This is a genomic window from Qipengyuania polymorpha (genome assembly GCF_019711435.1).
GTDB classification, from domain to species: domain Bacteria; phylum Pseudomonadota; class Alphaproteobacteria; order Sphingomonadales; family Sphingomonadaceae; genus Qipengyuania; species Qipengyuania polymorpha.
In genome coordinates, this window is sequence record NZ_JAIGNK010000002.1 from 268,880 (window position 1) to 292,013 (window position 23,134).

16 protein-coding genes are annotated in these 23,134 nt (G+C 63.1%); 6 read left to right on the plus strand and 10 right to left on the minus strand.

The genetic code is table 11. From position 1 onward, the window contains the following. Positions 1–10: 10 nt before the first annotated feature. From K3152_RS06690 to K3152_RS06715, 6 genes are all read right to left on the minus strand, one after another. On the minus strand, positions 11–259 hold the full coding sequence (locus K3152_RS06690; protein ID WP_221573342.1) for a DUF2061 domain-containing protein: 249 nt from the start codon (positions 257–259) through the stop codon (positions 11–13). 62 nt (positions 260–321) lie between these two features. After that, a complete protein-coding gene (gene cysN / locus K3152_RS06695) occupies positions 322–2,229 on the minus strand; it encodes a sulfate adenylyltransferase subunit CysN (RefSeq protein WP_221573343.1) in 1,908 nt (635 codons plus the stop codon). Then, on the minus strand, positions 2,229–3,137 hold the full coding sequence (gene cysD, locus K3152_RS06700; protein WP_221573344.1) for a sulfate adenylyltransferase subunit CysD: 909 nt from the start codon (positions 3,135–3,137) through the stop codon (positions 2,229–2,231). The genes cysN and cysD overlap by 1 nt, the downstream gene beginning before the upstream one ends. A gap of 176 nt (positions 3,138–3,313) precedes the next feature. Continuing rightward, positions 3,314–4,717 (minus strand): alpha-amylase family glycosyl hydrolase, encoded by a 1,404-nt coding sequence (locus K3152_RS06705; RefSeq protein WP_221573345.1) that lies wholly within the window; start codon positions 4,715–4,717, stop codon positions 3,314–3,316. Then, the gene (locus K3152_RS06710; protein WP_425594669.1) at positions 4,710–6,242 is read right to left on the minus strand and encodes an MFS transporter; all 1,533 of its coding nucleotides are present in this window, start codon (positions 6,240–6,242) and stop codon (positions 4,710–4,712) included. The genes K3152_RS06705 and K3152_RS06710 overlap by 8 nt, the downstream gene beginning before the upstream one ends. A gap of 104 nt (positions 6,243–6,346) precedes the next feature. Next, a complete protein-coding gene (locus tag K3152_RS06715; RefSeq protein ID WP_221573347.1) occupies positions 6,347–7,381 on the minus strand; it encodes a LacI family DNA-binding transcriptional regulator in 1,035 nt (344 codons plus the stop codon). Positions 7,382–7,705: 324 nt separating this feature from the next. Between K3152_RS06715 and K3152_RS06720 the strand changes: the two genes are divergently transcribed. The 6 genes from K3152_RS06720 to K3152_RS06745 all read left to right on the plus strand — a co-directional run bounded on the left by K3152_RS06720 (position 7,706) and on the right by K3152_RS06745 (position 18,492). Next, entirely contained in the window at positions 7,706–10,465 is a 2,760-nt protein-coding gene (locus K3152_RS06720) for a TonB-dependent receptor (protein ID WP_221573348.1), read from the plus strand. A 102-nt stretch (positions 10,466–10,567) separates the two neighbouring features. Further along, positions 10,568–12,082, plus strand: a complete 1,515-nt coding sequence (locus tag K3152_RS06725) for a tryptophan halogenase family protein (protein ID WP_221573349.1) — start codon at positions 10,568–10,570, stop codon at positions 12,080–12,082. Further along, positions 12,079–13,950 carry an alpha-amylase family glycosyl hydrolase gene (locus K3152_RS06730; protein WP_221573350.1) on the plus strand — a complete coding sequence of 624 codons (1,872 nt, stop codon included), beginning with the start codon at positions 12,079–12,081 and terminating at the stop codon, positions 13,948–13,950. Before K3152_RS06725 ends, K3152_RS06730 begins: the two co-directional genes overlap by 4 nt. Further along, complete coding sequence (locus tag K3152_RS06735; protein WP_221573351.1) at positions 13,947–15,548, plus strand: alpha-amylase family glycosyl hydrolase; 1,602 nt, start codon at positions 13,947–13,949, stop codon at positions 15,546–15,548. Before K3152_RS06730 ends, K3152_RS06735 begins: the two co-directional genes overlap by 4 nt. Continuing rightward, positions 15,545–17,578, plus strand: coding sequence for a glycoside hydrolase family 97 protein (locus tag K3152_RS06740; RefSeq protein WP_221573352.1), 2,034 nt, complete (start codon positions 15,545–15,547; stop codon positions 17,576–17,578). The genes K3152_RS06735 and K3152_RS06740 overlap by 4 nt, the downstream gene beginning before the upstream one ends. Continuing rightward, the gene (locus tag K3152_RS06745; RefSeq protein WP_221573353.1) at positions 17,575–18,492 is read left to right on the plus strand and encodes an alpha/beta hydrolase; all 918 of its coding nucleotides are present in this window, start codon (positions 17,575–17,577) and stop codon (positions 18,490–18,492) included. The genes K3152_RS06740 and K3152_RS06745 overlap by 4 nt, the downstream gene beginning before the upstream one ends. 66 nt (positions 18,493–18,558) lie before the next feature. Here K3152_RS06745 and K3152_RS06750 read toward each other — a convergent pair whose 3' ends face one another. The 4 genes from K3152_RS06750 to K3152_RS06765 all read right to left on the minus strand — a co-directional run bounded on the left by K3152_RS06750 (position 18,559) and on the right by K3152_RS06765 (position 23,115). Beyond that, the gene (locus tag K3152_RS06750) at positions 18,559–19,539 is read right to left on the minus strand and encodes a hypothetical protein (RefSeq protein ID WP_221573354.1); all 981 of its coding nucleotides are present in this window, start codon (positions 19,537–19,539) and stop codon (positions 18,559–18,561) included. Positions 19,540–19,703: 164 nt separating this feature from the next. Continuing rightward, positions 19,704–20,486, minus strand: coding sequence for a Bax inhibitor-1/YccA family protein (locus tag K3152_RS06755; RefSeq protein WP_221573355.1), 783 nt, complete (start codon positions 20,484–20,486; stop codon positions 19,704–19,706). Positions 20,487–20,611: 125 nt separating this feature from the next. After that, a complete protein-coding gene (locus K3152_RS06760) occupies positions 20,612–21,115 on the minus strand; it encodes a type III secretion system chaperone family protein (protein ID WP_221573709.1) in 504 nt (167 codons plus the stop codon). A gap of 149 nt (positions 21,116–21,264) precedes the next feature. Continuing rightward, positions 21,265–23,115, minus strand: a complete 1,851-nt coding sequence (locus K3152_RS06765; RefSeq protein ID WP_221573356.1) for an SPOR domain-containing protein — start codon at positions 23,113–23,115, stop codon at positions 21,265–21,267. Positions 23,116–23,134: the final 19 nt, after the last annotated feature.

A 23,134-nucleotide genomic window follows, 5' to 3' on the forward strand; every position in this document is an offset into this window, starting at 1 on the left:
GCGGTTGTCGTCAGGCGGCTTTCTCGGCCGCCTGTTCGTCTTTCTGGAAGCCCCAGGACACATTCGACCAAGCACGTTCGTGGAAGTAGTAGAGCACCATCTTGGTGAGGACTTCCGACACCGCAATGGCGCCAGCGGCCTTCGGACTGCCGGTAAAAAACCAGCTGAGGAGGAAGGTGTCGATACTGCCGAGAATACGCCAGCTCACCGCCTTGGCGAAAGAGCGGGAATGGGCCTCGCGGCCCTTGAACAAGAACATATGCCTTAAAATCCCACAGGTTGGCTGGCGACGCTGTTACCCAGCGCCGCCAGGCGACACAATCACTTGAGCGGAAGGATCTGCTTGATGATGTAATCCGCAGCTTCCTCGGGGCTCATCGCCACCGTGTTGACGCGGATTTCCGGCTCTTCGGGCTCTTCATAGGGGCTGTCGATGCCGGTGAAGTTCTTCAGTTCACCTGCACGCGCCTTCTTGTAGAGGCCCTTCACGTCACGCTGTTCCGCCACTTCGAGCGGGGTATCGACGTGGATTTCGATGAACTCGCCCTCGCCCATCATGTCGCGGACCAGCTGGCGATCTGCGCGGAAAGGGCTGATGAAGGCTGTCAGCACGATAAGACCTGCGTCGGTCATCAGCTTGGCGACTTCGCCGATGCGGCGAATGTTCTCGATGCGGTCGCTTTCGGTGAAGCCCAGGTCCTTGTTGAGGCCGTGGCGGACATTGTCGCCATCGAGCAGGAAGGTGTGGCGGTTCATGATCGCCAGCTTCTTTTCCACCTCGTTGGCGATGGTCGACTTGCCCGAGCCGGAAAGACCGGTGAACCACAGCACGCGAGGGCGCTGGTTCTTCATCGCGGCGTGGTCGTCACGCGTGATGTCGACAGCCTGCCAATGCACGTTCTGCGCGCGGCGCAGGCTGAAGTGCAGCATGCCCGCACCCACGGTGCGATTGGAAATCTTGTCGATCAGGATGAACCCGCCGAGCGCGCGGTTTTCCTCGTAGGGATCGAAGACGATTTGCTTGTCGGTGGTGATTTCGCTGACACCGATGGAATTCAGCTCGAGCGTCTTGGCCGCGAGATGCTCCATCGTATTGACGTTGATCTCGTATTTCGGCTCGGCGACGGTCACGCTGACCATCTGCGTGCCGAGCTTCATCCAGTAGGCGCGTCCGACGACGAGCGGATCCTCGTCCATCCACACGATCGTGCTTTCGAACTGGTCGGCAACTTCGGGCGGGCTGTCGGCTGCGGCCAGGACGTCACCGCGCGAGCAGTCGATTTCATCGTCGAGCGTGATGGTGACCGACTGGCCGGCAATGCTTTGTTCGAGGTCGCCGTCCATGGTGACGACCGACTTGACCGTGCTGGTCTTGCCCGAAGGCAGCGAGCGGACCTTGTCGCCCGGCTTGACGCTGCCGGTCGAGATGAGACCCGAGAAGCCACGGAAATCGAGGTTCGGGCGGTTCACCCACTGCACCGGCATGCGGAAGGGCTTGGCAAGGTTTGCATCCGAGCGGACTTCGACTGCTTCGAGATGCTCCATCAGCGTCGGGCCATTGTACCAGCCGGTGTTTTCCGAGCGCAAAGTGATGTTGTCGCCCGCAAGGCCCGAAATCGGGATGGCGGTGAAGCTTTCGATACCGATGCTTTCCGCAAACGCCTTGTAGTCGGCGATAATCGCGTCGTACTTTTCCTGGTCGTAATCGATCAGGTCCATCTTGTTGACGGCCAGCACGAGGTTCTTGATGCCGAGCTGGTGGCACAGGAAGCTGTGGCGCTTGGTCTGCACCAGCACGCCCTTACGCGCATCGATGAGGATGCAGGCGAGGTCGGCGGTCGAGGCGCCGGTGACCATGTTGCGCGTGTACTGCTCGTGACCCGGGCAGTCGGCGACGATGAACTTGCGGCTCTCGGTCGCGAAGAAGCGATAGGCGACGTCGATGGTGATGCCCTGCTCGCGCTCGGCGGCAAGACCGTCGACCAGCAGTGCGAAATCGATTTCCTGGCCCTGCGTCCCGACCTTCTTGCTGTCGTTGCTCAGCGCTTCGAGCTGGTCCTCGAAGATCATCTTGGAATCGTAGAGCAGGCGGCCGATCAGGGTCGACTTGCCGTCATCCACGCTGCCGCAAGTGATGAAGCGCAGCATGGTCTTGTGCTGGTGCTTCTCGAGGTAAGCGTCGATATCCTCGGCGATGAGGGCGTCGGTCTTGTAGATGGGATCGGTCATCAGAAGTAACCCTCCTGCTTCTTCTTCTCCATCGAGGCGTCACCCGAATCCTTGTCGATGACACGGCCCTGGCGTTCGGAGGTAGTTGTCAGCAGCATTTCCTGGATGATTTCGGGCAGCGTCGCCGCCTCGCTCTCGACAGCGCCGGTCAGCGGGAAACAGCCCAGCGTACGGAAGCGGATCGAGCGTTCGGTGATTTCGGGGCGCTTGCCCATCACCTTTTCAAGCCGCTCGATATCGTCGGCCATGAACAGACCGCCTTCATATTCGAAGGTCGGGCGTTTGGCGGAATAATAGAGCGGCACAATCTCGATGTTTTCGAGATGGATGTACTGCCAGATGTCGAGCTCGGTCCAGTTCGACAGCGGGAAGACGCGGATGCTCTCGCCCTTCTTCTTCTTGGCGTTGTAGAGGTTCCACAGCTCGGGGCGCTGGCTCTTCGGGTCCCAGCCGTGGCTGGCGGTGCGGAAGGAGAAGATGCGCTCTTTCGCGCGGCTCTTTTCTTCATCGCGGCGCGCGCCGCCGAAGGCCGCGTCGAAACCGTATTTGTCGAGCGCCTGCTTCAGCCCCTGCGTCTTCCACATGTCGGTGTGGAGCGGACCGTGGTCGAAGGGGTTGATACCCATTTCTTCGGCTTCGGGATTGTGATGCACGAGCAGTTCCATGCCCGCATCCGCCGCGCTCTTTTCGCGCAGCGCGTACATGTCCTTGAACTTCCAGGTCGTGTCGACATGGAGCAGCGGGAACGGCGGCGGCGAAGGGTAGAAAGCCTTCTTCGCCAGGTGCAGCATGACGGCGCTGTCCTTGCCGATGGAATAGAGCATCACGGGCTTTTCGGCCTCGGACACCACTTCGCGCATGATGTGGATGCTTTCGGCTTCGAGCCGCTGCAAATGTGTGAGGGACATGTGTGTCTCTTATTCGGGTTTATCTGGCGTGCCGGAGGAGGCGACCATTTGGCGCGCGCGGAATTCGCCGGCAAGCAGCGAAAGGTCGCGCGCCCGATAGGTTAATTTGGCACGCAGCACAATGGGCTGGCTCTCCGACAGAGCGGGCCAGCTAGCGCGCAATCGTATTGATATGGTTACCGGCCGCCGGAACTCAGCAGGCGATAGCCCCATGCAGGCAATTCGACCGTGTGACCGGCCTCGATGCTCACCGCATTGCCGGTTGCGAAATCGGTGTAGCGGCCCTGCGGCAATCCGTCGAAGAAGGTCGCGGCGAGCGGCCTGTCGCTCATGTTGAAGAGCCCAAGCACCTTGTTGCCGTCTTCCTGCCGCACCCATGCGAGCAATTGCTCTGGCGCGGAGTTTTCGACCTTGTGCATCACCGCGCCCCACTGGCCGTTCTCCAGCGCTGGATTGGCCTTGCGGAAAGTGATGAGGCGGGCGAGCAAATCGCCGTACTGGCAATCCGGGTCCTGGTTCCAGTCGATGGGGTCGCGCTCGAAGAATTCGAGCCGTTTGGCGTTACAGGCCTCCATCCCGTTGTGGATCAGCGGCAGGCCCTCGCCGGTGAAGGATAGCGCGGTCATCGCTTCGAGCGCGGCGCCGTAATTCTCCTCCATCGTGCCTTCCCACGCATTGCTGTCGTGGTTCTCGATATAGGTCATGCGCATGGCCTGCCGCGGCCAGAGGCTCTCGTTCTCGGCATAATAGCCATAGAAGCTGGTGGCGTTGCCCTTGCCCTGCGCGACGTTCTTGGTGGTGTTGTGCCAGTCCCACGCATAGGTCGCGTCGAAGGCCTTGTGGTGCCACGCGGTCTGCTGGACTTCACCGAGCATGAAGACCGGGCGGACGGCGTCGAGCCGCGCGCGGGCGGTTTCCCAGAAATCGAGCGGGACATAGCCCGCCACATCGGCGCGATAGCCGTCGACGCCGAACTCGCGCACCCAATATTCCATCGCCCCGCCGACATGCTCGCGCACGCCCGGCTTGGACCAGTCGAGGTCGATGATGTCGGACCAGTCCCACCAGGGCGTGGGGCGGAAGCTGCCGTCCCAGCTTTTCTCGTACCAGTCGGGATGTTCGCTGCGCAGGCGGTTGTCCCAAGCGGTGTGGTTGGCGACGAGGTCGAGGATGACCTTGAAGCCTTGCGCATGAGCGGCATCGACGAAGGCGCGGAAGTCCTCGCGCGTTCCGAATTCTGGGTTCACGTCGTAATAGTCGCGCACCGAATAGGGACTGCCGAGCGTACCCTTGCGGTTCTCCTCGCCGATGGGATGGATGGGCATTAGCCAGAGGATGTCGACGCCCAGCTCCTTCAACCGCGGGAGCTGCTCTTGCGCGGCGCGGAAGGTCCCTTCCTCGGTAAAGTGGCGGGTGTTTATCTGGTAGAGCACCGCATCGCGCGACCACTCGGGATGCTCGATTGTGACAACGTCCCGAGGTTCCCACACGGATGTAGCCGAATTGACTTCGGGCCGATCTACCGGGGCGCAGGCTACGAGGAGGCCGAGGGCCGAAGTGGCGGCAATCAGCTTACGCATGAGCACTCTCCTGCGGGATGGCCGCGCTGACCCGCTGCATGGCAATGGCCGCGACAATCCACGAACCGGCGGCGAAGAGCATCGTCCAGATGGGTTCGCCCGGGAACAGCCACAACATGATCTGCCCCATCACGGTCGCCACCAGCAGCTGCGGCACGACGATGAAGATGTTGAAAAGCCCCATATAGATGCCGAGCTTGGCCTGCGGCAGGTTCGAGGCGAGGATGGCATAGGGCATGGCAAGGATGCTCGCCCATGCGATGCCGATGCCGACCTCTGCCAGCAGCAGCGCAGTGGCATCGCGGACGAAGAAGAACATCAGGAAGCCAGCCGCGCCCAGCATGAGGCAAATACTGTGGGTCATCACCTGCCCGAATTTCCGGCTCAGCGCTGGCAACAGCGCGAGCGCGGCGACCGCCGCCACGCCGTTGTAGACGGTGAAGAGCACGTTCACCCAGTTCGCGCCTTCGTTATAGGCGGCGCTGGTAGTGTCGGTGCTGCCAAAGACATATTGGGTGACCACGGGCGTGGTGTTGATCCACATGATGAACAGCGCCGACCAGCTGAAGAACTGCACCAGTGCGAGGCGCTTCATCACCTCGGGCATGCCGGAAAAATCACCGACGATGCTGGAGAGCATGTTGGTCGTCTTACCCTGTTTCGCCATCGAAATGGCCAGCGCGCTCAGCAGGCCATATACCGCCAGCAGCGCGCCGAGGAGCAGCATTTCCTTCTGCAAATCGAGCGACTGCACCAGCAGCACGACCACGAGGCCAGCCGCCATCCACACGGCACTCGACAAATAGGACTTGGCCGCCAGCGCGCGGACGGGTTGCGCCGTATCCGCCTCCGCCTCACCACCGAATGCTGCCATCTCTTCAGGCGAGTATTCCTTCGTCGTGAGGATGGTCCACATCACCGCAGTGAACAAAGCAATGGCCCCGCCCCAGAAGCTCCACTTGACCGTGTCCGGGATGCCGCCATCGGCAGCGACATTGCTGACGCCCATCTGCTCGAGGAAATAGGGGAAGATCGACCCGACAACCGCGCCTGCCCCGATGAAGGCCGTTTGCACCGCATAGCCGGCGCTGTGCTGGTCCGTGTTGAGCATATCGCCCACGAAGGCCCGGAAAGGCTCCATCGACACGTTGAGCGAGGCGTCGAGCACCCACAGCATCGCCGCGGCAAACAGCAGCGGCGCACCGAATGCCGGGCTCAGCGGCATCAGGAAGAGCGATAGCGCGGCAAAAATCGCGCCCACAAGGAAATAGGGACGACGTCGGCCCAGCCGGTTCCAGGTCTTGTCAGACAAGTGCCCGATAATCGGCTGCACGATGAGGCCGGTCAGCGGTGCGGCCACCCAGAGCGCGGGCAGATCGTCGATGCTGGAACCCAGGGTCTGGAAGACGCGGCTCATGTTCGCGTTCTGCAGCGCGAAGCCAATCTGGATACCGAAGAAGCCGAAGCTGATATTCCACAGCCCGGCAAATCCCTGCCGGGGTTTCTCGCGAGCAGTCGCGTCCATAGTCATGCAATCCTCATCCCGGCCGGGTCTGCTGCCCGGTCCTGTCAATTCGTCGAAGCTGGCATGAAGCTCGGCCCCGCGCCACTACGTATACGAATACGCTGTCAGCTGACGCTGCTGCCGCGCACGATGAGCTTGCCGGGCAATTTACGCGGCGGGAGGTCACGACCTTCGACCTGTGCGAGCAGCGTTTCGACGAGGATCTTTCCCGCCCCCGTAATATCCTGCATCACCGTGGTGAGCGGCGGAGTGGTCATGCTGGCGGCCGGGATGTCGTCGAAGCCAACCACTGCCACGTCGCCGGGCACATTGCGTCCCGCCTCCGCAAGCGCGCGCATCGCGCCAATCGCAATAAGGTCACTGGCAGCAAAGATCGCGTCGAATTCCTGCTCGCTTTCGATGAGGGCTTTCGCCGCCGCCCAGCCTTCTTCCTCGGTCGTGAGTGCATCGAATTGAAGGCGGCGGTCAGGTTCGAGCCCCGCGGCGACCATCGCCGAGCACAGCCCCGAATAGCGCCCCGCAAACTCGGGATAATGATCGTCCGCATGGCCGAGGAAGGCAATCTTCCGACGCCCCTGCTCGAGCAGATGCTCGCCAGCCAGCCGCCCGGCCCCGACATTGTCCGTACCCACCGTTACGCCACTGCTGTCGCTCGACACAGAACCCCAGCGCGCGAAATGCGTGCCCTGCCGCGCAAGCTGGTCCATCCGCTCGCGGTACTTGGTGTAATCGCCATATCCCAAGAGGATGAGACCGTCGGCGCGGTGGCTGTCCTGGTATTGGACGTGCCAGTCATCCTCCATCCGCTGGAAGGAAATCAGGAGGTCCAGCCCCTCGTCCGCAGTCGCCCGCGTAATGGAGCCGAGCATGGCGAGGAAGAAGGGGTTTATCCTGCTCTGGTCAGGCGTGGGGTCCTCGAAGAACAGCAGCGCGATCGTGTTCGAGCGCTGCGAGCGCAACGAGGACGCATTCTTGTCGACCGTATAATTCAGGTCGCGCGCAATTTGCTGGATCTTCGCACGGGTCTTCTCGCTCACCGAGCGGTCGCCGCGCAGCGCACGGCTGACGGTGGGCTGGGACACCCCGGCCGCGTAGGCAATGTCGAAACTGGTTGGCCGTCCTGTCGGCTTGCGTCCCATATCTCTCCCCGCAAGGGACATGTCCCCGCCCCTTGCGACGACCTTAGGCAGCGCGCCCGCGAAAAGGCAAATCGCGACCCCGTTTTTGCGGGAATTTCCTGCATAGGTTTGCAGGTTTTCCGACTATTTCAGATTGTGAACGTTCACTGTTGTTTTTGTGCACCTGTGCCGCCCGGCGCATAGGCTGCGTATACGTATGCCGTCTTCCGCGCAGGCCGGAAGCGCACGTATCACGTGTGACAAGCAGGTTGCACGCCTGCTGGGATTTGCATGGTTCGATTCCGCGCCAACAGGGGGACGGACCAATCGGGAGAAGAACTGGATATGGCTATTCGTAGCAAGCTTGTCGCCACGGCCAGCACGTCGGCATTTGCCATCGCGCTCGGCACCCTCGCCGCACCTGCCTATGCGCAGGACAATGGCGAAGGCGAAGAAAACAATCCGACTTCGGTCGGACAGGAAGACGAAGTCATCGTCGTCACCGGCATTCGCGCCTCGATCGACAGCTCGGTTGCCAAGAAGCGCGCCAGCACCTCGATCGTCGAGGTCGTGACGGCAGAAGACATCGGCAAGCTGCCCGATTCCTCGATTGCCGAAACCCTGTCGCGCCTGCCGGGTCTTGCCACCCAGCGTTTCGACGGCCGCGCCAGCAAGCTGTCGGTCCGTGGCCTTTCGCCCGACTTCACCACCACCACCCTCAATGGCCGCGAAATGGTGTCCTCGGACAACAATCGCGCTGTCGAATTCGACCAGTTCCCTGCCGAACTGCTGAGCGGTGCAACCATCTACAAGACGCCGGATGCCGAGCTGACCTCGCAGGCCATCGGCGGCACGGTCGACCTCCAGACGGTCCGTCCGCTCAACTATACCGGTGACCGTTTCATCGTCGGCGTACGCGGAGAAATTAACGACAACGGCAAGCTCAATCCGGAAACGGACGACAAGGGCTATCGCGTCAATGTCGCCTATATCGACCAGAACGCAGCCGGCACGGTCGGCTGGTCGCTCGGCTATGCCCGCATGGTGCAGCCGATCCAGGAACAGTACATCCACACCTGGGGCTACAGCAATCTTGGCACCGAGGAAGACCCGGCATTCTTCATCGACGGCATCAAGCCCTACGTGAAGTCGAACGAACTCACCCGTGACGGCCTGATGGGCACGCTGCAGCTCGAACCCAAGCCCGGCTGGACCATCGCATTCGACGCCTTCTATTCGAAGTTCGCCGACGACCAGACGCTGCGCGGGCAGGAAATCGCCGGCTACACGGCTGCCAGCCGCGACATCCTTGAAGTGGAAGGCGGCGTTGTCACGCAGGGACGCTGGAACGGCATCCGCACGATGTCGCGCAACGACTTCTCGGACCGCGATTCGGACAATTTCGCAATCGGCGCCAACGGCACCTTTGAATTCGACAATGGCTGGACGCTCGAACTCGACGCGAGCCACTCTTTCGCGAACCGCACCTACCAGGCCTACGAGACCTATTCGACCTCGGGTCGCGGCCAGACCGGCCCCTCGGACGACATCACCTACACGCTGGGTGGTTCGAACGGCCTCACCATCACCTCGGGCCTCGACTATGCCGACCCGGCGGTGTGGGAACTGGGCGACAACCTCGGCTGGGGCGGTGGTTATTGCTTCCCCGAGTTCGGCTGGCAGTGCGACAGCCAGGACGGCTTCGTCAATGAAGAGACCTCCGATGACAGCCTGACCGCGTTCAAGGCTGCTGCTCGCAAGGAACTGGAAAGCGCAATCAGCGGCGTTTCGGTCGGTGCGAAATACTCGTTCCGCGAGAAGGAACACACCCGCTTCGGCCAGTTCCTCACGCTGCGCATCTATCCCGACACGCTGCCCATCCCGGCTGAGTTCTTGCTCCCGGCCACCGACCTCGACTTCCTCGGGCTCGGCGGATCGATCAGCTACGATGCCCGCGGTATCGTGGACTCGGGTGTCTACTTCACCACGGTCGAAAACGAGCGCAATCGCCTGAGCGATGACTGGTCCGTCGACGAAGCGGTCTTCAACGCATTTGCCATGGCCGATCTCGATATGGATCTTGGCGGCATCTACCTGACCGGTAACTTCGGCGTGCAGGCGGTCCACACGGACCAGAGCTCGCTCGGCTACGCGACGACCGAATCCGGTGGCGAACTGATTGCCCAGCAGATCAACAAGGGTGACGAATACTGGGATATCCTGCCCAGCACCAACCTGATCTTCGAAGTTGCCGACAACACCAAGGTCCGCTTCGGCGCCGCGCGTGTCCTTGCCCGCGCTCCGATGGACAAGATGAATGCCAGCCGCCGCTTCGATTACAACGCGGCCAATGCCGACGAGACCGACATCCTCCAGTCGCCCTGGAGCGGGAGCGGCGGCAACCCGAACCTGCGCCCTTGGCGCGCATGGCAGTTCGACCTCTCGCTCGAACAGTATTTCGGCAGCGGCGGCTATGTGGCCATCGCACCGTTCTACAAGAAGCTGCTGAACTACACCTATGACGAGCTGACGGTTCAGGACTTCTCGGGCGTCGTCGCTCCGGGTCCGGTCCAGCCGATCCTCACGCAGGGCCTCGTCAGCACGCCGGCCAACGGCGAAGGCGGCAAGATCTACGGTATCGAGTTCTCCGCTTCGGTTCCGTTCGACACCTTCACCGAAGCGCTCGACGGTTTCGGCTTCATCGGCAGCGCCTCGCTGACCCGCAGCGAAGTCCGCAAGACCGCCGATTCCGACCCCGAGCAGCTGCCCGGCCTGTCGCGTGAAGTCATCAACGGCACGCTCTATTACGACAAGGGCGGCTTCGGCGCCCGTGTCAGCGCGCGCCACCGTTCGGCCTTCCTGGCGGAATCCTTCGCCATCGGCCTCTCGCGCCAGACTACGCAGGCAAAGGGCGAAACGATCATCGACGCACAGCTGTCGTATGACCTCACCAATGCCGGCATCGAAGGCCTGACCGTCTACCTGCAGGGTTCGAACCTGACCGACGAACCCTTCATCCAGTACTATAACGACGACCCCACCCAGTTCCGCCACTGGCACACCTATGGCCGGAACTTCCTCGCCGGGGCGACCTTCAAGTTCTGATGACGACCTGACCCGGTCCCGCTAGCCTTCGCGCTGGCGGGACCGACCGGGCTGTGGTCCGGTCGTGGGTCACCCGCACTTCTATTTCGGGAGGCAGAGATCGTGTCGACAGAACGAATCCGCAATGTGGTCATCCTCGGCGGCGGCACCGCCGGCTGGATGTGCGCTGCGCTGCTTTCCCGCACTTTCGCGAATACCGTTTCGATCACGCTGGTGGAATCCGATGCGCTGGGCACGGTCGGCGTCGGCGAAGCCACCATTCCGCCTATCCAGACCTTCAACCGCGCGCTGAAGATCGACGAAGCCGAATTCATCCGTGAAACGAATGCCACCATCAAGCTGGGCATCGAATTTCGCGACTGGGGCCGCATCGGCGACCGCTACATGCACGCCTTTGGCGAGCTCGGCCATCACCACGGCCTCTCACCCTTCATCCACTATTTCCTGCGCGGCAAGGCAGCCGGTCGCGACGAGAGCCTGTGGGATTTCTCGCTCAACGAACGTGCGGCGCTGGCTGGCAAGTTCGGCAAGCTGCCGCGCATAGACGGCACACCGCTGGCGGGCCTCAACTACGCCTATCATTTCGACGCAACGCTCTACGCTGCCTATTTGCGCAAGCTGGCCGAGGCTGGCGGAGTGGTGCGCCGCGAAGGCAAGGTCGCGAAGGTCGAGCGCCGCGCCAAGGACGGTTTCGTCGCTCGCCTCCTGCTGGAAGACGAAAGCACCATCGAGGGCGATTTGTTCGTCGATTGCAGCGGCTTTCGCAGCCTGCTCATCGGCGATGCGATGGAGGTCCCGTTCCTCGACTGGAGCCACTGGCTGCCCTGCGACCGCGCGCTCGCGGTGCAGAGCGAGAACATCGCCCAGCCCAAGCCGTTTACCGTTGCCAAGGCCCATGCGGCAGGCTGGCAATGGCGCATCCCGCTCCAGCATCGCACCGGCAACGGCCACGTCTATTGCAGCGCTGCGATGGGGGACGACGAGGCGGCGCGCGTCCTGCTCGATAATCTGGAAGGCCCCGCCATCGGCGAGCCGCGCCAGCTTCGCTTCCAGACCGGTCGACGGGAGAAATTCTGGGATCGCAACGTGGTCGCCATCGGGCTGTCGTCAGGCTTCCTCGAACCGCTCGAGAGCACCAGCATCCACCTCATCCAGTCGGCCGTCGGCAAGCTGGCCAAGCTGTTTCCGTCCGCCGATTTCGATCCGAGCCTCGAGCGCGAATTCAATCGCCAGATGGTCAGCGAATTCGAGCGCATCCGCGATTTTATCATCCTTCACTACCATGCCAACGAGCGCACCGATTCCGACTTCTGGAAAGACCGCGCGGCCATGCCGGTCCCTGAAACGCTGACCCGGCGCATGGAGCTGTTCCGCCAGTCGGGTCGCGTCTTTCGCGAGGAGGACGACCTCTTCCACGAGGTCGCCTGGAACCAGGTCCTCATCGGGCAGAACATCTGGCCGCGGACCTACGATCACATGGCCGATGCACTCGACGAGGCCGAGTTCAACGAGTTTCTCGACAATCTGAAAATCATCATGGGTGGCGCTGTCAGCAGGCTGCCCGACCATTCCCAATTTCTCGCCTCGCTGGGCGCCAAACTTCCGGAATTCGCATGACCAAGATCCAACCCAAGACATCCGGCAAGATATCCGGGCGCGTCGCCCTTTCGGCGCTGGCGCTTTCGCTCGCCGCCTGTGTTTCTGCGCAAACACCCCCGCCCGCCACATCGAGCAGCGCCTCGTTCCGCGACCGCGCGCCGGCGGAGGAAGTCGTGTATTTCGTCCTTCCCGATCGCTTCGAGAATGGCGACACCAGCAACGACACCGGCGATTTTACGGGTGACCGGCTCACCACCGGTTTCGACCCGGCACACAAGGGCTTCTTCCATGGTGGTGACCTTGCCGGCCTCACGCAGCGGCTCGATTACCTCGAAGGCCTCGGCATAACCGCGATCTGGTTCGCACCGATTTTCCAGAACAAGCCCGTGCAGGGCCCCGCTGGCGACGAAAGCGCAGGCTATCACGGTTACTGGGTGACCGACTTCACCCGTCCCGACGGCCATTTTGGCACGCGCGAAGAATTCAAAACCTTCGTCGATGCGGCCCATGCGCGCGGGATGAAGGTCTATATGGACATCATCACCAACCACACTGCCGACGTCATTCGCTACGCGGAAGGCGACGCGACGGGCTATGTCTATCGCAGCAAGGGCGACTTTCCCTACTCGCGCAAGGGCGGTGTCGATGGCCCCGCAATCAACCCCGGCTTCATGGGAGACGAGGACCGCAGCGCGGAGAATTTCGCCAAGCTGACCGACCCGACATACGCCTACACGCCGTTGGTGCCCGCGGCAGAGAAAGACGTGAAGGTCCCCGCCTGGCTCAACGATCCGATTTTCTATCACAACCGCGGCGACACCACATTTTCGGGCGAAAGCAGCCGTCAAGGCGACTTCGTTGGGCTGGACGATCTCTTCACCGAACACCCGCGCGTGGTCGAGGGCATGATCGATATCTACGCCGGATGGATCCGCGACACGGGCATCGACGGCTTCCGTGTCGATACGGCGCGCCATGTGAACCCGGAATTCTGGCAGGAATTCGTGCCCGCCATGCTCGAGACCGCGAAAGAGCGCGGCATCCCGAACTTCCACATCTTCGGCGAGGTTTACCGCGACGACCACGACAATGGCTACATCGCGCAATACACCCGCCGCGACGGCTTTCCCGCCGTACTCGACTTCGCTTTCCAGCAGGGCATCCGCGAGGTCGTGAGCATGGGCAAGGGCACCTATGTCCTCAACGAACTCTTCGACGGCGACGTGCTTTACGAAGGCGGCGAGGAAGCCGCGCTCGGCATGCCGACCTTCCTCGGCAACCACGACATGGGCCGCTTCACCACCATGCTGCGCTGGGATAATGAAGACATTGGCACCGACGAGATGCTGGCGCGCACGAAGCTGGCCCATGCCATGCTGCTCACCCTGCGCGGCTCGCCCGTTATCTACTACGGCGACGAGCAGGGCTTCGTCGGCGACGGCAACGACCAAGCCGCGCGCGAAGACATGTTCCCCAGCCGCACGGATAGCTACAACGACAACACGCTGATCGGCACGAGCGCCACCACTGCGACCAGCAATTTCGACACCGCGCATCCGCTCTACCGCCTGATTGCGGACTTCTCCGCCATCCGCCGTGCGCACCCTGCCCTCACTCGCGGCAAACAGGTGGTGCGCCATTACGGGCAGGAGGCCGGCATCTTCGCCGCCAGCCGCTTCGACCCTGCCGATGGACGCGAATACCTGTTGGTTTTCAATACAGCAGGCGAAGCCATGTCCGCCAATGTGACGCTGGGCTACGACGCGCGCAGCTTTGAAACGCTGGCCGGCACTTGCCCCTCCGCACCCAGCGCGCCGGGCAGCGCTGCCTTTACCCTTGCCGCATTTGGCTGGGCCGTCTGCCGCGTGGCGGAGACCGCCGAATGAAGCACGAAACCGCCTCCACGCTGCGTCCATGGTGGAAGGGCGCGACGATCTACCAGATCTATCCGCGCAGCTTCCGCGATTCCAATGGCGACGGCATCGGCGATCTGCCGGGCATCACCGAGCGCCTGCCGCATGTCGCCAGCCTCGGCATCGACTGCATCTGGATTTCGCCCTTCTTCAAGTCGCCGATGAAGGACTTCGGCTACGACGTCTCCGATTACCGCGATGTCGACCCCATTTTCGGCACGCTCGAGGATTTCGATACGCTGGTCGCCCGCGCGCACGAGCTTGGCCTCAAGGTCCTCATCGACCAGGTCTATTCGCACACCTCCGACGAGCACGCATGGTTCGAGGAAAGCCGGTCCAGCCGAGATAACCCTAAGCACGACTGGTATGTCTGGGCCGACGCCAAGCCGGACGGCTCGCCGCCCTCCAACTGGCAGTCGGTCTTCGGCGGCCCGGCATGGACGTGGGATGCGCGGCGCGGCCAATATTACCTGCACAATTTCCTGAGCAGCCAGCCGCAAATCAACATGCACAACCCCGATGTGCAGGACGCCATCCTCGACGTGATGCGCTTCTGGCTGGAGCGCGGGGTCGACGGCTACCGTATCGATGCACTCAATTTCGCGATGCACGACCCTGAATTGCGCGACAATCCGCCGGCGCCCGCGACCGACAAGCCGCGCACGCGTCCGTTCGATTTCCAGCTCAAGAAATACAACCAGGGCCATGCCGACATCCCGGCCTTCATCGAGCGCATCCGGTCGCTGACCGACGAATATGAAGGTATTTTCACCGTGGCCGAGGTCGGCGGCGATGATGCGATGCGCGAAATGCGGCTGTTCACCGATGGCGAGACGCATCTAAACTCGGCCTACAGCTTCAATTTTCTCTATGCCGAAAAGCTGACCCCGCAGCTGGTCTGCGCCTCGTTGCGCGATTGGCCCGACGAAGAAGGCCTTGGCTGGCCGAGCTGGGCGTTCGAGAACCACGACGCGCCCCGCGCGCTCAGCCGCTGGTGCGAGCCGGAAGAACGCGATGCCTTTGCGCGCCTGAAGACGCTGCTCCTGATGAGCCTGCGCGGCAATGCCATCCTCTATTACGGCGAGGAACTGGGGCTGACGCAGGTCGACATCCCCTTCGACCAGCTCCACGACCCCGAGGCGATTGCCAACTGGCCGCTGACGCTGAGCCGCGACGGCGCGCGCACGCCCATGCCGTGGAACTCGAGCAGTTGCGCCGGTTTCGGCAGCACCGAGCCATGGCTTCCGGTCGGCGAGGACAACCGCAACCGCCCGGTCGAGGCGCAGGACGCGGACGAGAACTCGCTGCTCGCCTTCACCCGCGCAGCCATTGGCCTGCGCAAGGCCAACCCGGCCATGCATCACGGCGCGGTCACTGACTGTCGGCACGAGGGCGACCTCCTCCTCATGACCCGCGAAGCCGAGGGACAGAAGCTGCAATTCCGCTTCAACCTCGGCAGCGAAACCATCGCCCTTGGGGATTGCCATGGCGAGACCCTGATGGCTATCAATGGCGCGAGCCACAGCGAATTGCCGCCCCACGCGGCGATTATAACGGAGATATCCGCATGAAACGCCTGGCACTTTTCCTGAGCGCCTCACTCTTGCCCATGTCCGCCGCGCAGGCAGAGACGGTCACCTCGCCCGATGGCCGCATCAAGGTCACGCTCGATGCCGATGGCGAAGGCATTCCCTATTACAAGGTCACCCGCGACGGCGTGCCCATCATCGCCAAGTCGAACATCGGCTTCAACTTCACCGATGCCGACCCGATGCGCCGCAATTTCGAAGTCGTGGCGTTTCGTGAGCAGGCGCATAATTCGACCTGGGAACAGCCCTGGGGCGAGCAACAGTGGGTGACCGACAGCCACAACGAACTGGCGCTCACCTTCCAGCAGAAGGACGCAGCCGCGCGCCAGATTACCGTGCGCCTGCGCGTCTTCGATGACGGCATCGGTTTCCGCACCGAATTTCCCGACAATCCGCAGCAGCGTTTCTACAACATCGCCGACGAGCTGACCGAGTTCAACATCGCCAGCGACGGCACGGCGTGGTCCATCCCGGCAGGCGACTGGAACCGCTACGAATATCTCTATTCCAAGACCCCCATCAGCGCGCTGTCGACCGTGCACACGCCGGTCACCATGGTGCTCGACAACGGCACACACCTCTCGTTCCACGAAGCGGCGCTGGTCGACTATTCGGGTATGTGGCTTAAGCGCATCGATGGCACGCGCTTGCGCGCCCAGCTTGCACCCTCCCCGCGTGGGCCCAAGGTCGTGCGCGAAGGCGCGTTCAATACGCCGTGGCGCACGGTGCTGATTTCGTCGAACGCCAAGGGGCTTTTCGAGAGCGACATCACGCTCAATCTGAACGAGCCGAACAAGCTAGGCGATGTGAGTTGGTTTGAGCCGCACAAATACATCGGCATCTGGTGGGGCATGCATCTCGATATCGAGAGCTGGGCCAGCGGCGAGAAGCACGGCGCAACCACCGAGAACGCCAAGAAATACATCGATTTCGCCGCCGAGCATGGCTTTCGCGGTGTGCTCATCGAAGGCTGGAACAAGGGCTGGGACGGAAACTGGTTCGGCAATGGCCGCGATTTCAGCTTCACCGAAGCCTATCCCGATTTCGATATCGCCGAAGTCGCCCGCTACGGCGAGGAGAAGGGTGTCCGCATCATCGGCCACCACGAAACCGGCGGCAATATCAAGGTCTATGAAGAGCAACTCGAAGACGCGATGGCCTTCTACGAAAGCCTCGGCATCGATGCCGTGAAGAGCGGTTATGTCGCCGATGCGGGCGGCATCATCGCTCCTGCCGGTGAAGGCGGCTGGGGCGAGACCTTCGTCTGGCACGACGGACAGGAAATGGTCCGCCACCATCTGAAGGTCGTCGAAGAGGCGGCAGAGCATCACATCGCAGTCAATCCGCACGAGCCCATCAAGGACACCGGCCTGCGCCGCACCTATCCCAACTGGGTGAGCCGCGAAGGCGCACGCGGGGCGGAATACGATGCCTGGGCCGTGCCTAAGAACGACCCGGGCCACGTCCCCGAGCTCATCTTCACGCGCTTGCTGGCCGGGCCGATGGACTACACACCGGGTGTGTTCTCGCTTGAAGGACGCGGTGCGACCGCTCCCGACCTGCCGAGTACGCTGGCACGCCAGCTGGCCTTCTACGTCACCATCTATTCGCCCATCCAAATGGTCGCCGACCTGCCCGAAAACCTCGTCAAATATCCGCGCGCGCTCGATTTCGTGAAGCGCGTGCCGGCCGACTGGGCCGAGAGCATGCTGGTCGACGGCAAGGTCGGTGAATACGCCGTCATCGCCCGCCGCGATCGCAACACGCTGAACTGGTATGTCGGCGCGGTCACCGACGAGGCCGAGCGCATGGCGAGCGTGCCATTGTCCTTCCTCGACCCGGGCAAGAGCTACAAGGCCACCATTTGGCGCGACGGCGCGACAGCCGATGGCCAGGGCGCCGACCGCCACGCGATGGAAGTCGAGACGCGCACCGTGACTGGTGAGGACACGCTCGAACTGCGCATCGCGCCTGCAGGCGGCTTTGCCATCGAATTCGTGCCGCAAGGGTGATCCGCTTCATCGCCCCGCTGGCCCTGCTGACCGGGCTTGCGGCATGCTCCCTGCCCTCGCCTGCCGAGAGCGGGCGGATGGTCGAGATTGCCAGTCTCGAGGCAGAGGGCTTGCCGCAGCAGCGCGTCACCATCTGGCTTCCGCCGGAGTATGACGCGCTGCCCGGCAGGCGCTATCCGGTACTTTACATGTGGGACGGGCAAAACCTCTTCGACCCGGCGCAGATGCATTACGGCAAGGCGTGGATGGTGCAGGACGTGCTCAAGGGCATGGTGGCCCGCGGCGAGGCAGAGCCGCATATCGTCGTCGGCATCTGGTCCCCGCCGGGCAAGGACCGATACCGTGTCTATGTGCCCCAATTTGCCCAGGATGCGCGAGGGGAGCTAGCACAGGACATCGCCGGGATGGCGGGTGGCCCGATAGCTTCGCAGCTCCAGCTCGACTGGGTGGCGGATACCCTCGTCCCACGTATCGACAGCGAATACCGCACGCGCGCCGATGCCGATGGACGGACCATCGCCGGTGCCAGCATGGGCGGGGTGATGAGCTGCTACGCCATCATCGAACGGCCCGATATCTTCGGCCGCGCCGGTTGCGTCAGCGCGCATCTGGCACTGGCGTCACCCGGCCTTGCGCCTGCCCATGCAGACCAGGTCGCAGCACTTTGGGACAATTACGTCGATGCAAAGCTAGGCAAGCCCGATGGGCGGCGCGTGTGGATGGATCACGGCACCGAGAAACTCGATAGCTATTATGCTCCGTGGCAGGTGATGGTTGCTCAGGATTTCGCCGAGCGCGGTTGGCAGGAGGGCGAAGATTACACCGCTCGCGTCTACGAAGGCGCCGAGCATGACGAAATCTTCTGGAACGCCCGCATGGCAGAGATGCTGCGCTGGCTATGGCGCGAAGACTGACTGCCCTGAACGAAAGCGGGCGGCAGGTTTTCACCTACCGCCCGCATGTTCTTACCTTACGAAAGCTCAGGGGACCGGTTGGTCGTCTTCCTCGTCCGTGTCGATGTCGGCACCTGCGGCCGCTTCGCCCTGAACGACCTCGCCCGACTGGAAGATGGGGCCTTCGGTGGGCAGCGTGGCAGTACCGTCAGCCGGGTTATCTCCCGCAATGACGATTGGCGTCTGCCCCGTCGCGGGCGGGATATCGACCGGAGCCTGCGCTTCGCCCGGTGCCGAGACCGGCGCAGTCGCGGGCATCGACCCGACCACTGTCTCGCCCGGCGCAACGGTCACGGCGGGGTCCAGCGGATTGGTATAACCCTGCACCGTCGTGGTCACGGTAGGCGGGCCGTATTGGGAATCCCAGGCGCGCAGGTCGACGCGGTATTGCTCGTAGGCGCGGAAGAAGTCCTCGAAGACGCTTTCGATGCGTGGCAGCGCCATGGAGGCGAATGTGTCGAGGTCGGTCGGCGTAATGGTCAGCAACTCGCCGCTGACCGTGTAGGCGACGTTGCAGAAATCCTTCTTCGCGGGCGGCAGCGCGAAGTAGTTGTAGACCTGCGTCATGTAGCTGTCCTGCACGTCGCGATAGGTCCCGCCGTAACGCTGGCGGAACTCGCTCTGCAGCGCGCGGTTTGCCGCCGACAGCTCGCGTGCGTTGCGCTTCAGGAAGGCGCCGTAATTGTCGACCAGCCCGGCATATTGCGGCTCGACGCAGTTCAACGCTGCGACATTGAGCGCAGAGCGCAGGTTCCATGTGGTCTGCGCAGGTGTGAGGTTCGCGTTCACCGTCTGGCGCACACCGGACGCGGCGACCATCGGGATGGTCATGCTGGTGGTCGCGCCCATGGGCGGCGTGGGCCGCGGCGGGATGACGACCGGTGCCGGCGGCGGAGGAGGAGGCGGCGGAGGCGGCGGAGGCGGTGGGGGTGTGGTGCAGGCGGCCACGACGGTCAGGGCCGCGGCAAGCGCGGCGATACGGATGGTTTGTGCTGACGTGCGGCTCATGGGTAGGCCGACCCTCCTCGATATCTTGGCTTCCATTGTCGCGCGCCATTCATTGACGGGACATGAAGCCCGTCTGTCCTAGCGCCTTGAGCAGGCAATGAAAATGCCCGGGGCGAGAGTTTCGCCCCGGGCACGATTTTCCGGTCCGCAGATGCGGCCTGCCGTTACTCGCGGTTGCCGAGGAACTGCAGGATGAAGAGGAAGAGGTTGATGAAGTCGAGATAGAGGCTGAGGGCGCCCATCACGACTGCCTTGCCGGCAAATTCGGTGCCGCGCAGGTACTGGTACTCTTCCTTCAGGCGCTGCGTGTCATAGGCGGTGAAGCCTGCGAAGATCAGCACGCCGAGGATCGAGATCACGAGGCCCATCGCACCCGACTGGAACACGAACGCGTTCAGCAGCATGGCGACGATGATGCCGATGAGGCCCATCATCAGGAAGCTGCCCCAGCCCGACAGGTTCTTCTTCGTGGTGTAGCCGTAGAGGCTCAGGCCAGCAAAGGCAGCAGCCGCAGCGAAGAAGGCCGAGGCGATCGATTCACCGGTGTAGATGGCGAAAATGGTCGAGAGCGAGAGGCCCATCAGGGTCGCAAAGCCCCAGAACATCGCCTGAAGCGTCGTCTTGCTGAAGCGCGCCACACCGCCAAAGGAAATCACGAGGATGAAGGCCAGCGGAGCCAGCTTCACCACCCAGCCGAGGCCATTGACCTGCAGCGAGCGGCCGTAAGGCGTCTGCACCACGGTGAACAGCGATTCGAACAGCGGGGTGTTGACGAACAGCATCGCGACGATGCCGGTCAACAGCACGCCCGAGGCCATCATGTTGTAGATCGACAGCATGTGCTGGCGCAGGCCAGCGTCAAAAGTGGTCCCGCGGGTAGCCGCGTCCCCAGCGCGCGGAACGGACGTGACGTCCGGACGGCGGTCGGTTTCGTTCCAATCGGCCATATTTACAAAACTCCCTTGTGCAGGGCGAACCCGTGCCCCGCTTCTGATAGCAATATCGGTGTAATAGCGCCTGATTTCAAGCGAAACCGGAAGGGATATGCCTAACGCAAAATCAAGGGTTTGCCTCAGGCTTCCCCTGCGGCATCCACCATCGCGGCCTTGAGCGCATCGCGCGGTTCCTTGTCGCCCCAAAGCACGAACTGGAAGGCGGGATAAAAGCGGTCGCATTCCTCGACCGCCATTTCCACCAGCGTCTGTGCCTGGTCGAGACCAAGCATCCCGTCGCCCCCGAGCAACGTCCCGTTGCGATAGAGCAGCACCCCGCCATTCGACCAGATGTCGAAATGGCCGAGCCACATCTGCTCGTTGGCCAGCGCCACAAGTTCCTGTGCCGCGGCCATTTTTTCGCCGCCGATGCGGACATCGGGCAGACAAAGGATTTGCAGGACGCGGTCTTCGCCGCGCCATATCCCGCGCAGCTGGTACTTGGCCCAACTGCCCTGGATTTCGCCGCAGATTTCCTCGGCATTGACCTCGCAGGGCCAGCCGCGCGCCTCGAACAGAGCGACCAGCATGTCGAGCGGCGCTGCGTCCTCTTCGACCTCGAATTGCCGTTCCACGGCGCGCATCAGTGGTTTCCCGTCCAAGCCATGTGTCCATTTGCAGAATGGTTAAGGCGCTTGGCAATCGCGGGTCTTGCCGGTGCTGGGGAGAACGCAAAGGGCTTGTGCAAAGGTTGTGAACAAGCTGCCCGATACGGATAGCGGGCGCCTCCCGCTCAATCGAGTTCTTCGATGGCCTCGCCGTCTTCGCTGGTGAAGGTGAAGCTGTCTATTCCCATCGCTTTCAGGCGGTTGACCATCTCGCGAGCCTCGGCGGGCGAATCATATGGTCCGGCAAGCAGGCGGTTGGCCTCGCCCCAGGTGACAACGAAGGGCCCCTTCCCGTCAAGCGAACCATCGGCCTTGCGGGCGATACGCCGCCAGTCGAAGCCCAGTGCATCGCGGTCGCGCCCGGTGGCGACCTGCACCCAGTTGCGCGAGGGATGTGAGGGCCTGGCCGCTTCGGGTGCGGGACTTGCGCCCGACAGCGCAAAGACTTCCTCACCCCGTGCGCTGGTGAAGGGGAAACTATCGACACCGATCGCCTTGAGGCGGTTCACCACCTCGCGTGCTTCGGCCGAACTGTCATAAGGGCCGGCAAGCAGGCGATTGGCTTCGCCCCAGGGCGCGGTGAAGGCCGATTTGCCTGCCAGCTCGCCTTGCGCATTGCGGCTGATGCGGCGCCAGTCGAAGCCAAGCGCGGAGATATCGCGCCCCGTGGCCACCTGCACCCAATGGCGCGCCGGAATGACCGGTGGCGGAGGCTCATTTCGTTCGCGCGGAGCCTCGATGGCGCGGATGTCGACCGCACCGGCGCGCGGAGCCGTCGAACCGTTGGCCGCGAGGTTGAAGTCGGCGAATGCGTCTTCGAGGTTCTCGCGCGGAGGTGGTGGCGTTGGCGGCGGCGGCGGCGGCGGCGGGGCCGGTCGGACCGGCTGAGCACCCAAGTCGATTGGCTGGGTCGCCGCATCACGCTGCACCGGAGGCAACTCGGTCGTGCGGCCTACCGGCGGCAGCTCCCCGCTGCGTGCCGGAGCGGGCGCGGAAGCCTGAGCGGGCGCGGAAGTCTGAGCGGGTGCAAGCTCGGTACGCGAAGCCTCGCGGCGCTCGCGGCGCTCCTGACGGCGTTCGCGGCGGCTGCCGCGCGTGTTGTTCGCGAGTTGCGAACCGAGCGTAGGACCGCTCGGCGCCAGGCTGGCATCCGCGCTTTGCGCCTGGGTCGGCGCGGGCGGGGAGTAGGCCGCAATCTGCGCGTCATCCTGCCCGATGGCAGCGGTGCGCGGGAACACACCCAACACGCCGGCGGCCGCTTGCTGCGCGGGCGTGAGCTGGGTCATGTATTTGAGATAGGGTTCGATGCGCGATGCCATTTGTGCCGGCATCATGTCGCGGGCAATCTTGATGGCGGCATCGGTTTCACCAAGGATGGCCAGACCGAAGGCACGCGTGCGGAAGGCGGCGTTGTCGCCCTGCTGGAGCAGCGGCAAGAGCGTGGCTTCGAAGCCTGCCTTGTCGCCCGAAATGGCATGGCTCAGCGCCAGATGGCGGCGGACCGCGTCGCCCGCTCCTCCTGCCAGCGCCATGCGGTAGAGTTCCTGCGCACTCTTGGCATCACCCACGAGGTCGAATGCGAGCGCGCGGTCGGCGGCCATGCTTTGCAGCGGAATGCCGCCTTTCTCGGCCTCGGCATAAAGACGCAGCGCTTCCACCGGACGGCGAGAGAGCGTGTAGGCGCGCGCAAGGCCCAGCGAGATGCGCGGGTTCGTCGGCGTCAGCGCCTGCGCGCGTCCGAAAAACCCGATGGCCGCGGCGACATCGCCAAGCGTAATCGCCGCATCGCCCGCATCGAGCAGCGCCGCGACATCATTGCCGTCACGCGCCAGCCGCTGCAGCGCGTTGCTCAACTCCTGCGAGCCAGGCGGCGGCAGGGCCTGCACGACCTCCTGCGCATGCGCAAAGGGGCCGCCCGCGAAGAGCGCAACTAGAGCGGCCGAGGTTGCCCAGCGTCTGGCTTTGCGAAGTGGCATGACGTTCCCCCAACGCACG